Origin of the sequence: Streptomyces sp. NPDC059201, assembly GCF_042754585.1 — a bacterium.
In the GTDB taxonomy this organism is placed as follows: Bacteria; Actinomycetota; Actinomycetes; order Streptomycetales; family Streptomycetaceae; genus Streptomyces.
Map to the genome: position 1 here is coordinate 47,854 of NZ_JBHZBB010000017.1, position 12,527 is coordinate 60,380.

11 protein-coding genes and 1 riboswitch are annotated in these 12,527 nt (G+C 72.1%); of the genes, 7 read left to right on the forward strand and 4 right to left on the reverse strand.

Going from position 1 to position 12,527, the window contains the following annotated elements; genetic code table 11:
• Positions 1 to 210: 210 nt before the first annotated feature.
• The 7 genes from ACFXMG_RS36610 (at position 211) to ACFXMG_RS36640 (ending at position 7,935) form a co-directional block, all read left to right on the forward strand.
• Complete coding sequence (locus ACFXMG_RS36610) at positions 211 to 975, forward strand: GntR family transcriptional regulator (protein WP_383825700.1); 765 nt, start codon at positions 211 to 213, stop codon at positions 973 to 975.
• Positions 976 to 1,174: 199 nt separating this feature from the next.
• Positions 1,175 to 1,438, forward strand: coding sequence for a DUF3311 domain-containing protein (locus ACFXMG_RS36615; RefSeq protein ID WP_383825683.1), 264 nt, complete (start codon positions 1,175 to 1,177; stop codon positions 1,436 to 1,438).
• Positions 1,435 to 3,036 carry a monocarboxylate uptake permease MctP gene (gene mctP / locus ACFXMG_RS36620; protein ID WP_383825686.1) on the forward strand — a complete coding sequence of 534 codons (1,602 nt, stop codon included), beginning with the start codon at positions 1,435 to 1,437 and terminating at the stop codon, positions 3,034 to 3,036. The genes ACFXMG_RS36615 and mctP overlap by 4 nt, the downstream gene beginning before the upstream one ends.
• A gap of 81 nt (positions 3,037 to 3,117) precedes the next feature.
• Positions 3,118 to 3,708 (forward strand): hypothetical protein, encoded by a 591-nt coding sequence (locus ACFXMG_RS36625; protein WP_383830938.1) that lies wholly within the window; start codon positions 3,118 to 3,120, stop codon positions 3,706 to 3,708.
• 19 nt (positions 3,709 to 3,727) lie between these two features.
• Entirely contained in the window at positions 3,728 to 4,231 is a 504-nt protein-coding gene (locus tag ACFXMG_RS36630) for a GNAT family N-acetyltransferase (protein ID WP_383830935.1), read from the forward strand.
• A 49-nt stretch (positions 4,232 to 4,280) separates the two neighbouring features.
• Positions 4,281 to 4,419: riboswitch (cobalamin riboswitch) on the forward strand.
• Positions 4,420 to 4,546: 127 nt separating this feature from the next.
• Positions 4,547 to 6,919, forward strand: a complete 2,373-nt coding sequence (locus tag ACFXMG_RS36635; RefSeq protein ID WP_383830932.1) for a ribonucleoside-diphosphate reductase subunit alpha — start codon at positions 4,547 to 4,549, stop codon at positions 6,917 to 6,919.
• Positions 6,919 to 7,935 carry a ribonucleotide-diphosphate reductase subunit beta gene (locus tag ACFXMG_RS36640; RefSeq protein WP_383830929.1) on the forward strand — a complete coding sequence of 339 codons (1,017 nt, stop codon included), beginning with the start codon at positions 6,919 to 6,921 and terminating at the stop codon, positions 7,933 to 7,935. The genes ACFXMG_RS36635 and ACFXMG_RS36640 overlap by 1 nt, the downstream gene beginning before the upstream one ends.
• Before the next feature lie 68 nt (positions 7,936 to 8,003).
• On the opposite strand, the gene def is transcribed toward ACFXMG_RS36640, so the two are convergent.
• The 4 genes from def to ACFXMG_RS36660 all read right to left on the reverse strand — a co-directional run bounded on the left by def (position 8,004) and on the right by ACFXMG_RS36660 (position 12,433).
• On the reverse strand, positions 8,004 to 8,654 hold the full coding sequence (gene def / locus ACFXMG_RS36645) for a peptide deformylase (RefSeq protein ID WP_383829419.1): 651 nt from the start codon (positions 8,652 to 8,654) through the stop codon (positions 8,004 to 8,006).
• Between the two features lie 66 nt (positions 8,655 to 8,720).
• Complete coding sequence (locus ACFXMG_RS36650) at positions 8,721 to 9,701, reverse strand: tetratricopeptide repeat protein (RefSeq protein ID WP_383829416.1); 981 nt, start codon at positions 9,699 to 9,701, stop codon at positions 8,721 to 8,723.
• Positions 9,702 to 9,780: 79 nt separating this feature from the next.
• A complete protein-coding gene (locus ACFXMG_RS36655) occupies positions 9,781 to 11,037 on the reverse strand; it encodes an HD-GYP domain-containing protein (RefSeq protein ID WP_383829413.1) in 1,257 nt (418 codons plus the stop codon).
• Positions 11,038 to 11,074: 37 nt separating this feature from the next.
• On the reverse strand, positions 11,075 to 12,433 hold the full coding sequence (locus ACFXMG_RS36660) for an HD-GYP domain-containing protein (RefSeq protein WP_383829425.1): 1,359 nt from the start codon (positions 12,431 to 12,433) through the stop codon (positions 11,075 to 11,077).
• Positions 12,434 to 12,527 lie beyond the last annotated feature (94 nt).

Here is a 12,527-nt window from a genome sequence, read left to right on the forward strand (position 1 = left end):
CTGGGACCTGGCCTTAAATGGTTTAGACCAGTACCCGGAGCTTGGCCTAGACCTTTGGGGGTGTCAAGGGTGTATAAGAAGGGCAGTCGCGTCCGTTATCGGACCGACACCTGAGGGAGGCCGACGACCCGTGACCGGTCCGTGCCACCATGTGAGCCGCGACAGACGGAGGAGCCGGTGACGGCAGCAGCACAGTCGGGAAGGCAGGCCATGGCCACGGAGGCGGGCGGTACGGAGACAGAGGGCGGAGCGGCGACCCGCACCGCGCGCGTGCCGAAGTACTACCGGCTGAAAAGGCACCTCCTCGACATGACGGAGACCCTTCCGCCCGGCACCCCGGTGCCACCGGAGCGGACGCTCGCGGCCGAGTTCGACACCTCGCGCACCACCGTGCGCCAGGCCCTCCAGGAGCTGGTCGTCGAGGGCCGGCTGGAGCGCATCCAGGGCAAGGGCACCTTCGTCGCGAAGCCGAAGGTCTCCCAGTCGCTCCAACTGACCTCGTACACCGAGGACATGCGCGCCCAGGGCCTCGAACCCACCTCGCAGCTCCTCGACATCGGCTACGTGACCGCCGACGACACCCTCGCCGGCCTGCTCGACATCACCGCCGGCGGCCGGGTGCTCCGGATCGAGCGCCTCCGCCTGGCGAACGGCGAGCCGATGGCGATCGAGACCACCCACCTCTCGGCCAAGCGCTTCCCCGCGCTGCGCCGTTCGCTGGTGAAGTACACCTCGCTCTACACCGCCCTGGCCGAGGTGTACGACGTGCACCTGGCCGAGGCGGAGGAGACCATCGAGACCTCGCTGGCGACCCCGCGCGAGGCCGGACTGCTCGGCACCGACGTCGGTCTGCCGATGCTGATGCTCTCCCGCCACTCGCTGGACGCGCAGGGCGAGCCGGTGGAATGGGTGCGCTCGGTCTACCGCGGCGACCGCTACAAGTTCGTCGCCCGGCTCCAGCGGCCCAACGGCTGAAAATCGATCTGAACCCGTGCCCCGGCGCATCCGTGAGATGTGTCGGGGCACGTCTTTTTTCCCTGAATTCGACAGCGCCGGGGTGAATGCGGGCACCGTCGATACACGTCCGTTATTCGAGACAGGGTTCCCATGAGCTGGACAGTCCCCTAAATTTCCACGGCATCAGCCGGTGATCAGCGAGGGGACTTACATCACCATGTCAGAAGCCACAACAGGGAAACAACCGGTCGTCACACCGACCAGGATCGTCATCGCGCTCTGCCTGATCGCCCCGTTCGTGGCGATGCTCTGGGTGGATTCCTACGCGAAGATCGACCCCCTGCTCGCCGGCATTCCGTTCTTCTACTGGTACCAGATGCTGTGGGTGCTGGTCTCGACCGCGCTCACCGTCGTCGCCTACATGCTCTGGCAGCGCGACCAGCGCGCCCGCCGCACCCGTGAGGGGGGTGAGGAGCGATGAAGGACGTCAACGTCGTCGCGCTCTCCGTGTTCGTGTTCTTCTTCCTGGCCGTCACGGTCATGGGCTTCCTCGCCGCGAAGTGGCGGAGGGCCGAGAACGAGAACACCCTCGACGAATGGGGCCTGGGCGGCCGCTCGTTCGGCACCTGGGTCACCTGGTTCCTGCTCGGCGGCGACCTCTACACCGCGTACACCTTCGTCGCCGTCCCGGCGGCCATCTACGCGGCGGGCGCGGCCGGCTTCTTCGCCGTCCCGTACACGATCCTGATCTACCCGCTGATCTTCACCTTCCTGCCGCGCCTGTGGTCGGTCTCGCACAAGCACGGGTACGTCACCACCTCCGACTTCGTCCGCGGCCGCTTCGGCTCCAAGGGCCTGTCGCTCGCGGTGGCGCTCACCGGCATCCTCGCCACGATGCCGTACATCGCGCTCCAGCTCGTCGGCATCCAGGCCGTCCTGGACGTGATGGGCGTCGGCGGCGGCGAGAACACCCACTGGTTCATCAAGGACCTGCCGCTGCTGCTCGCCTTCGGCGTGCTCGCCGCGTACACCTACTCGTCGGGTCTGCGCGCCCCCGCGCTCATCGCCTTCGTCAAGGACACCCTGATCTACCTGGTGATCGCCGTGGCGATCATCTACATCCCGATCAAGCTGGGCGGCTTCGAGGCGATCTTCGCCGCCGCCGACGAGAAGTTCACCGCCAACAAGGCCGGCGGGCTCGTGCCGACCGAGGCCGGGCAGTGGACGTACGCGACGCTCGCGCTCGGCTCGGCGCTCGCGCTCTTCATGTACCCGCACTCCATCACGGCGACCCTGTCGTCGAAGAGCCGCGAGGTCATCCGCCGCAACACCACGATCCTGCCGCTGTACTCGCTGATGCTGGGCCTGCTCGCGCTGCTCGGCTTCATGGCCATCGCCGCCGGGATCAAGGTCCAGAACGGCCAGCTCGCCATCCCGCAGCTCTTCGAGGACATGTTCCCCGCCTGGTTCGCGGGCGTGGCCTTCGCCGCCATCGGCATCGGCGCGCTCGTCCCGGCCGCGATCATGTCGATCGCCGCGGCCAACCTCTTCACCCGGAACATCTACAAGGACTTCCTCAAGCCCGACGCGACCCCCGCGCAGGAGACCAAGGTCTCCAAGCTGGTCTCCCTCCTGGTGAAGGTCGGCGCCCTCGTCTTCGTCCTCACCATGGACAAGACGGTCGCCATCAACTTCCAGCTCCTCGGCGGCATCTGGATCCTCCAGACCTTCCCCGCCCTGGTCGGCGGTCTCTTCACCCGCTGGTTCCACCGCTGGGCGCTGCTCGCCGGCTGGGCCGTGGGCATGGTGTACGGCACGATCGCCGCGTACAACGTGTCGACGCCGAAGCAGGCGCACTTCGGCGGCTCCTCCGCCGAGATCCCCGGCATCGGCGAGATCGGCTACATCGGTCTCACCGCCTTCCTGCTCAACGTCCTGGTGACCGTGGTCCTCACCTTCGTCCTCAAGGCCGTCAAGGCCCCCGAGGGCGTCGACGAGACCTCGCCCTCGGACTACACGGCCGACGCCGGCGACGCCGGCGTCCGCACGCTCCCGAAGGTCGGCGCCGGCAGCCACTGAGCCGTCGCGTACCCTCCGCAGGCCGCCCGCCTTCCACCAGGCCGGGCGGCCTGCCGCGTCGTCACCACCGAAAGGCCGCTCATGCGTCTGCGGACCGCGCCCCTCCTGCTGCTCCTGCTCGCCGCCACCGGCTGCGGCACCGTGACGGCGGGCGCCCCGCCGGCACCCGACCGCGCCGCCCTGGAGGCCCGCGCCCAGTACGCCCAGACCCGCCTCGAACACGTCTACGTCACCGAGGCCGAGGGGTACGCGCCGGCGCTCCAGTCGGCCGGGGTCGTCGGCGACGACGGCTTCCAGATCGTGTACGTGCGCCAGGGCGGCGGCAACCTCACGCTCACCGCCGAACGGCGGCCGTTCAGCGCCGAGGAGTGCGCCGCCGGGCCCGCCGGGGGCGACACCTGCGAACCCGAGGGCGACGGCTGGTACCGCCGCACCGGCGACCAGCACGCCTACCTGCGGAACGAGGACGGGCTCCGCGTCGAGCTCGCCGCCCCGCTCACCGTCCCCCGCGAGCTCCTCAAGGAGGCCGCCGGGAAGGCCCACCGCGCCGACGACACCGAACTCGACGCCGTCCTGCCGAAGGCGACCGGCGCCGACGGCCCCGTCGAGCGCGGCGACCTGCCGCCGGTCGGCGACGGGGCGCCCGACAATTCGGTCGGCGCGAGCGGCTGAGCCCGGCAGACTTCCCGTCATGGACTTCACGATCAGGGCCGTACGGCCCGAGGAGCACGAGGAGCTCGGCGAGCTCACCGCCCGGGCCTACCTCGACGACGGGCACCTCACCTTCGGCGAGGACGACGACTACCTGCCGGTGATCAAGGACGTGGCCCGGCGGGCCGCCGAGGCGGAGGTCCTGGTCGCCGTGGACCCCGACGGGGCGCTGCTCGGCGGGGTCACCTTCACGCGCGGCGGCGGGGCGTGGGCGGACATCGCGGTCCCCGGCGAGGCCGAGTTCCGGCTGCTGGCCGTGGCGCGCGCGGCGCGCGGCCGGGGCGTCGGCGAGGCGCTCGTCCGGGCCTGCGCCGACCGGGCGAGGGCCCTCGACGGCTGCGCCCGGCTGGTGCTGTCCACCCAGGACGGGATGGCCTCAGCCCACCGGATCTACCGGCGGCTGGGCTTCACGCGGCTGCCCGAGCGGGACTGGAGCCCGGTTCCCGGCCTGTCCCCGCTGCTCGCCCTCACCCTGGAGCTCTGACACCTCACACCCGAGGGGGACACAACATGTGGGGGGTGCCGAGATCGGCGCCCCCCACATGTATGCTCGTGCTCGCTGTCGTCGCAGGGGAATCCGGTGCGAATCCGGAACTGTCCCGCAACGGTGTACTTCGTGTGCCCTTGTCCACGGAGCGAGTCCGAGCACCTGCCGGCAGTGCGCCCGGTACGACCGTTCCGGGTGCCGACGACGTCCGGGCCTCGCGGAGTGGGCCGGTGGACACGGGTGCATCCGCGTGTGTGCGCCCGTCCGCCCCTCCCCGCCGTGACCCCGGGCCGAGCGAGGGAGAGCCCCCACGTGACCATCGCGCCTGCGGGTCCGTCAGCCACCGAGGCCGCCGCGATCGAGAGCGACGGCCCCGGGACCGTACTGCTGCGGACCCTGACCGACCTCACCGCCGACCTCATCGACACCGACCCCGGCCGGGTCGCCGCCGCCGCGCTGCGCGGCCGGCACGCCGGGTCGGACGAGGCGGAACTGCGCGAACTGGCCACCGAGGCCGCGGCCGGTCTCATCTCCGAGGACCCCGCCTACTCCCGGCTCGCCGCCCGGCTGCTCACCCTCACCATCGCCGAGGAGGCGGCCTCGCAGGGCGCCGTCCGCTTCTCCGCCTCCGTCGCGACCGGTCACCGCGAGGGCCTGATCGCCGACCGCACCGCCGCCTTCGTCTCCCTGCACGCGAACCGGCTGGACGCGCTGATCGACCTGGCCGCCGACGACCGCTTCGGCTACTTCGGCCTGCGGACGCTGTACTCGCGCTACCTGCTGCGCCACCCGATCACCCGCAAGGTGATCGAGACCCCCCAGCACTTCATGCTCCGGGTGGCCGCCGGCCTCGCCGAGGACGACTCGGCGCGCGCGCTGGACGAGGTCGCGGCGCTGTACGGGCTGATGAGCCGGCTCGACTACCTGCCCTCCTCCCCCACGCTCTTCAACTCCGGCACCCGCCACCCGCAGATGTCCTCCTGCTACCTGCTGGACTCGCCGCTGGACGAGCTGGACTCGATCTACGACCGCTACCACCAGGTGGCGCGCCTGTCGAAGCACGCGGGCGGCATCGGCCTGTCGTACTCCCGGATCCGTTCGCGCGGTTCGCTGATCCGCGGCACCAACGGGCACTCCAACGGCATCGTGCCGTTCCTGAAGACGCTGGACGCCTCGGTCGCCGCCGTGAACCAGGGCGGCCGCCGCAAGGGCGCCGCCGCCGTCTACCTGGAGACCTGGCACGCGGACATCGAGGAGTTCCTGGAGCTCCGCGACAACACCGGCGAGGACGCCCGCCGCACCCACAACCTGAACCTCGCCCACTGGATCCCGGACGAGTTCATGCGCCGGGTGAACGCGGACGCCGAGTGGTCGCTCTTCTCCCCCGCCGACGTGCCCGAGCTCGTCGACCTGTGGGGCGAGGCGTTCGACGCCGCCTACCGCGCCGCCGAGGCCAAGGGCCTGGCCCGCCGCACGATGCCGGCCCGCGACCTGTACGGCCGGATGATGCGCACCCTGGCCCAGACCGGCAACGGCTGGATGACCTTCAAGGACGCCTCGAACCGTACGGCCAACCAGACCGCCGAGCCCGGCACGGTCGTCCACTCCTCCAACCTGTGCACCGAGATCATCGAGGTCACGGACGACGGCGAGACGGCCGTCTGCAACCTCGGCTCGGTCAACCTCGGCGCCTTCGTGTCGGGCGGTGACATCGACTGGGAGCGGCTCGACGAGACCGTCCGCACGGCCGTCACCTTCCTCGACCGGGTCGTGGACATCAACTTCTACCCGACCGAGCAGGCCGGCCGTTCCAACGCCCGCTGGCGGCCGGTGGGCCTGGGCGCGATGGGCCTCCAGGACGTCTTCTTCAAGCTGCGGCTGCCCTTCGACTCCGCCGAGGCCCGCGCGCTGTCCACCCGGATCGCCGAGCGGATCATGCTCGCCGCGTACGAGGCGTCCGCCGACCTCGCCGAGCGGAACGGGCCGCTGCCGGCCTGGGAGAAGACGCGTACCGCCCGGGGCGTCCTCCACCCCGACCACTACGGCGTCGAGCTGACCTGGCCGGAGCGCTGGGCGGCGCTGCGCGAGCGGATCGCGACGACCGGCATGCGCAACAGCCTGCTGCTCGCCATCGCGCCGACCGCGACCATCGCGTCCATCGCCGGCGTGTACGAGTGCATCGAGCCGCAGGTCTCCAACCTCTTCAAGCGCGAGACGCTCTCCGGCGAGTTCCTCCAGGTCAACTCGTACCTGGTGGCCGAGCTGAAGGAGCTCGGCGTGTGGGACGCGCAGACCCGTGAGGCGCTGCGCGAGGCCAACGGCTCGGTGGCCGGCTTCAACTGGGTCCCGGCCGAGGTGCGCGAGCTGTACCGCACGGCGTGGGAGATCCCGCAGCGCGGCCTGATCGACATGGCGGCCGACCGCACCCCGTTCCTCGACCAGTCGCAGTCCCTGAACCTCTTCATGGAGACGCCGACCATCGGCAAGCTGTCGTCGATGTACGCGTACGCCTGGAAGCAGGGTCTGAAGACGACGTACTACCTGCGCTCGCGCCCGGCGACCCGGATCGCCCGCGCCGCCCAGGCCGCGACCACCGCCGCCCCCATCCCCGTCCAGCAGGCCGCCGACCCCGACGCGGTCGCCTGCTCCCTGGAGAACCCCGAGTCCTGCGAGGCATGCCAGTAATGAGTACCACCGAGAACAAGAACCTCCTGGACCCGGGCTTCGAGCTGACCCTCCGCCCGATGCGCTACCCGGACTTCTACGAGCGCTACCGGGACGCCATCAAGAACACGTGGACGGTCGAGGAGGTGGACCTCCACTCGGACGTCGCCGACCTCGCCAAGCTCACCCCCGGTGAGCAGCACATGATCGGCCGGCTGGTCGCGTTCTTCGCGACGGGCGACTCGATCGTGTCGAACAACCTGGTGCTGACGCTCTACAAGCACATCAACTCCCCCGAGGCGCGCCTCTACCTGTCGCGGCAGCTGTTCGAGGAGGCCGTGCACGTCCAGTTCTATCTGACGCTGCTCGACACCTACCTGCCCGACCCGGACGACCGGGCCGCCGCGTTCGACGCGGTCGAGGAGATCCCCTCCATCCGCGAGAAGGCGCAGTTCTGCTTCCGCTGGATGGACTCGGTCGAGAAGATCGAGCGGCTGGAGACGGCGGCCGACCGCCGCCGCTTCCTGCTGAACCTGATCTGCTTCGCCGCGTGCATCGAGGGCCTGTTCTTCTACGGCGCCTTCGCGTACGTGTACTGGTTCCGGTCCCGCGGTCTGCTGCACGGCCTGGCGACGGGCACCAACTGGGTGTTCCGCGACGAGACGATGCACATGAACTTCGCCTTCGAGGTCGTGGACACCGTCCGCAAGGAGGAGCCGGAGCTCTTCGACGACGCGCTCCGGCAGCAGGTCACGGAGATGCTGAAGGAGGCCGTCGAGGCGGAGCTCCAGTTCGGCCGCGACCTGTGCGGCGACGGGCTGCCGGGCATGAACACCGAGTCGATGCGCGAGTACCTCCAGTGCGTCGCGGACCAGCGCCTCGTCCGCCTCGGCTTCCCCCCGGTCTACGGCTCCGAGAACCCCTTCGCGTTCATGGAGCTCCAGGGCGTCCAGGAGCTCACCAACTTCTTCGAGCGCCGCCCGTCCGCCTACCAGGTGGCGGTCGAGGGCACGGTCGACCTGGACGAGGACTTCTAGTCCGTCCGGATACGCCGAAGGGCCCCGCACTCCAGGAGTGCGGGGCCCTTCGGCGTACGCCTGCGGGGTCAGTCGTTGGCGACGACCGGGTAGCGCGGGGTGCCCTCTTCCATCTGGCGCAGGGCGTCCTTGCGGTCGCGCTTGGAGAGCTTGTCGATGTAGAGGAAGCCGTAGAGGTGGTCCGTCTCGTGCTGGAGGGCGCGGGCGAAGTAGCCCGTGCCGCGGACCTTGATGGGGTTGCCGAGGAGGTCCTGGCCGTGGACCTCGGCGAAGTCCGGGCGGGCCAGCGCCGCGTAGGCGGTGGGGACCGAGAGGCAGCCCTCGTTGGAGTCGTCCAGGTTGCGGCGGTCGGCCGGGAGCTCCTGGAGCACCGGGTTGATCACGTGGCCGGTGTGGCGGACGCCCTCGTCGTCGGGGCAGTCGTAGACGAAGACCTTGAGGCCGATGCCGATCTGGTTGGCGGCGAGGCCGACGCCCTCGGCGGTCTTCTGGCTGGCGAACATGTCGTCGACCAGCTGGGCGAGTTCGGGCCCGAACTCGGTGACGTCCTTGCACTCGTGGTGCAGCACCGGGTTGCCGACGACCGTGATGGGACGGGAGGTGCCCCGCTCGCGGTGGGCGAGCTCACGCTCCTCGCACCGCTCCGTGTCCACGATGTAGCCGTCGTCGTCCAGGGCGTAGCCCGTGAAGATCTGCTCGCCCGACTCCTGCTGCGCCATGTGCCGCCGCGCCTTCCTGAAAACCCGATTCCGTCGGGGACAGCCTACGGGCCCCGGGCGGGAGGCTCAGCAGACCTCTTCGAGATCGCGCCATTCACGGCTGTCGGGGCTGTCCGCGACCCAGCCGTCGAGGAGCCCGCGCACCAGGTTCGCCGGGGCGGCGATCCCGCACTCGCGCTCGGGCACCCACAGCTCGCCGGGCGAGCGGTGGCCGAGCGGTCCGGGGTGGCCGGGCTCGCTGTGGTCGTGCGGGTCGACGTGGTCGCCCTCGCCCTCGGCGCTGGGCATGGTCGACTCCGAGCAGGCGCGGCAGAGGAGCCTTACCGACGAGGACCAGTCCTCGGCGGCGAAGCCCGCCTCGGCGGCGAGCTGCTCCAGCGCGTCCCGGTCGGCCTCGGTGGCGGCCTCCAGGAGGACGACCCAGGTGGGGACCGGGGAGGGCGCCCACAGCTCGATCTCGTCGAAGACCGGGTAGGAGGGGCCGGCGGTGGTGGTCCGCTCGCCGTTCGGCACGCCGTCGTGGAGGACGACCTCGCCCCAGCGGCGCCCGGAGGAGGGCAGCGGGATGGAGAGGACCTCCATGCGGGCCGGGTCGAGCCTGCGGCCCCACACCACCTCGGCCTCGCCCTCCGGCGAGAGCCTGACGGCGGCGCTGCCCAGCTCCATCCCGGCGGGCTCGCCGGTGGCGGAGGAGGCGCCGGGGACCTTCAGCCCGTACGCCTGCCAGGCGCGGCGGGCCAGCGGCCAGTCCTGGAGCGCGGTGGCGGCGATGCCGACGTTCCACCAGTCGGGGGCGCCGGTCTCCTTGTCGAGCAGGGCCACGGCGCGCAGTCCGGCGGCCCGGGCCTGCTCCCAGTCGTGCCGGAACTTGTGCAGCAGGGCCAGGTTGAACCAGGACTCGGAGAGCCAGGGCTCCAGATCCGCCGCGCGGGTGAGCAGCGCGCCCGCGTCCTCGTACCGTCCGTCGCCGATCAGCGTGAACGCGCGGTCGGTGGCCTGCCGCCACGAGGCGGAGGGCCGATGCCGTACCTTCCCGAAGATCCTCACGATTCCCGCCTGCCGGTCGCTTCACCCTCTTGTTCGCATCCAACCATGCCCGGTCGGACGCGCGCTCATTACCCATGGGTTACCCCGTGGGGACGGAGGTCACCCCCGGGGCGGTGCCACGGGCCAGGACCCTGGCGAGGCAGGCGACGACCTCGGGGTGGTAGTCGCGGGCGGTGCCGAGCCGGAGCGTCTCCAGGGCCTCCAGGGCCGCGCCCGCGCCCTCCCCGGCGAGGTCGTCGTAGGCGTTCACGGCGCGGACGATGCGGGCCGCCGGCGGCTGCTCGCGGTACGGGTCGGCCTGTCGCTCGACGACGTGGGCGACGGCCGCGGGGACGCCGGTCATCCGCACCACCTCGCCGCCGAGCAGGGCGATCCGGCGCTGGTCCTCGGCGGGCAGGAGCGCGGTGGCGCCGCCGGCGACGGGGTCGACGAGGGAGAGCTGCCCGATGTCGTGCATGAGGGCGGCGTACTCCAGGACGGTCAGCTCGGCGCCGCCGAGGCCCAGCTCGCGGCCGACGGCGGTGGAGAGCGCAGCGACCCTGCGGGCGTGGCCGGGCGGGGTGCAGCCGGCGATCTCGGTCGCCCGCGCGAGGGAGGCGATCGTCTGCCGGTTGACGGTACGGACGGCCGTGTACCGCCGGTACGAGACCTGGGTGAGGAGCAGCGGCACGGCGAGGACGGGCAGCGCCCAGAGTCCGGCGGCGGCGACGCCGAGGGCCATGACGACGCCGGTGGCGCAGACGGCGGAGCCGATGCCGAGGAGGGCGCGCAGCTCGTCGCGGAGGAGGGGGCCGTACGGGTACGCGGTGCGGGCGCGGAGCAGCAGGGCGGCGAGGACGGCGTCGCAGAGGCCGGTCAGGACGAGGACGAGGAGCAGGAAGAGGGCGTAGGGGGCGCCGGTGCCGAGGTGGCCGGTGACGGCGCCCGCGTTGTAGAGGGGCTGGAAGCAGAGGGCGGCGAAGCCGACGGTGAGGACCCGGCGGGCGAGGTGGTCGGGGTCGGGGCCGATGCCGCGGGCGATGTGGGGGACGATCCCGGCGAGCCCGCCGGCGCAGGAGACGGCGACGATCTGGAGGACGCCGTGGGTGGTGGCGGTTCCGGCGTCGTGGCCGAGGAGGGCGTAGGCGAGGGCTCCGGCGGCGGCGAGCGGGGCCGGCTCCCGCTCGCCGGGGTGGGCGCCCCAGCGGGCCAGCTCCCCGAGGGCGATGAGGGCGCCGAAGGCGAGGGCGTTGCCGGGTTCGGCGGTCCCGTGCCAGAGGGTGGAGCCGAGGCCGGCCAGGGCGAGGAGGAGGGCGGCGCCGTGGACGGCGCCGACGGTGACCGCCCCGGGCCTCACGCGGGGTCCTGTCGGTTCACGCGGAGTCCCTGGCGGTTCACGCGGGCTCCTCGGTCCTGGCGGCGAGCGGGCCGGGGGTGCGAGGGGCGGGGACCTGCCGGCCGGGTTCGTCGGCGGTGACGGCGGTCTGCCATCCGTACCGGTCGAGAGCACGGACCAGCGCGCCGACCATCCGGGGGTCGAACTGGCTGCCCGCGCACCGCTCCAGCTCGGCGAGGGCGGTGGCGACGGGCCGGGCGCGGCTGTAGGAGCGGGTGGAGGTCATGGCGTCGAAGGCGTCGGCGACGGCGACGACCCGGGCGCACTCGGGGATCTCCTCGCCGCGCAGCCCGTAGGGGTAGCCGCTGCCGTCGATGCGCTCGTGGTGGTGGAGGACGGCGTCGCGGGCCTCGCCGAGGAAGCCGATGCCGCGGACCATCTCGTGGCCGTACTCGGGGTGGAGTTCGATGATCCGGCGCTCCTCGGGGGTGAGCGGCCCGTCCTTGCGCAGGACGCGGGTGGGGACGCCGAGCTTGCCGACGTCGTGGAGGATGCCGGCGAAGCGGACGACGTCGAGCCGGTCGCCGCGCATGCCGAGCTCACGGGCGATCAGGACGGAGGCGTGGCCGACGCGTTCGCTGTGGCCGCGGGTGTAGCTGTCCTTGATGTCGACGGCCTGGACGAGGGCGCGGATGGTGGCCTGGTGGGCGGCGCGCTCGTGGTGGTACTGGGAGAAGACCCAGCAGGAGATGTACATGGGCAGCAGGACGAGGAGGGCGGAGGCGGGCCCGTGGTCGCCGCGCCAGAGGACGCCCATCATGAGTCCGGCGAGGCCGTGGACGAGGTGGGGGGCGAGGGCGCGGCCGAGGAGTCCGCGCCAGGCGGCGCGGAGGGGCAGGCCGTCGGCGGTGGCGCGGATGCCGCCGTCGAGGGCGGTGAGGGCGAGGCAGAAGACGAGGGCGGCGGCGAGGGCCGGAAGCAGCGCGTGGGGGACGTCGGCGGCGGCGAGGGCGGCGGGGCCGTCGAGGGCCGTGGCGGTGTGGGCGGCGGCGAAGGCGGCGAGGGCGGTGGCGGAGGCGCGCCAGGCGCGGCGCCAGCCGGCGGGGGGTTCCTCGACGCGGGCGAGAAGGCCGCCGGGGAGGGCGGCGAGCGCGGCGGCGGCCGGGGGGAGCAGCAGGGCGGCGGCGAGGAGGACCGGGTAGAAGGAGCCGGTGCCCATGGGGACGGAGCCGCCGAGGGTGCGGCCGAGGAGGCGGCAGCGGGCGGGCAGCTCGCAGAGCGCGTACAGGGCGGCGAGGAGTCCGGCGGTCGCCCAGGGGGTGGGCGACGGGGGGAGGAGCGCGGGCAGGGCGCACGCTCCGGCGCCGAGGGCGGCGCAGACGATGTACGCGCGGGCCGTTCGCGGGAGGGGCTTCACGACCGTCACGCGGTGAGGCTAGCGAGGACGGCGGCCGCGGAAGGCGGGCCGCCGTCGATTCCTACCATCGGGTGATACGAACTGACGGATGCGC

Coding starts and splice junctions, on each gene's coding strand:
- ACFXMG_RS36625 (WP_383830938.1), top strand. CDS start 3,118: ATGCGTCTGCGGACCGCGCCCCTCCTGCTGCTCCTGCTCGCCGCCACC.
- mctP (WP_383825686.1), top strand. CDS start 1,435: ATGAAGGACGTCAACGTCGTCGCGCTCTCCGTGTTCGTGTTCTTCTTC.
- ACFXMG_RS36615 (WP_383825683.1), top strand. CDS start 1,175: ATGTCAGAAGCCACAACAGGGAAACAACCGGTCGTCACACCGACCAGG.
- ACFXMG_RS36640 (WP_383830929.1), top strand. CDS start 6,919: ATGAGTACCACCGAGAACAAGAACCTCCTGGACCCGGGCTTCGAGCTG.
- ACFXMG_RS36610 (WP_383825700.1), top strand. CDS start 211: ATGGCCACGGAGGCGGGCGGTACGGAGACAGAGGGCGGAGCGGCGACC.
- ACFXMG_RS36630 (WP_383830935.1), top strand. CDS start 3,728: ATGGACTTCACGATCAGGGCCGTACGGCCCGAGGAGCACGAGGAGCTC.
- def (WP_383829419.1), bottom strand. CDS start 8,654: ATGGCGCAGCAGGAGTCGGGCGAGCAGATCTTCACGGGCTACGCCCTG.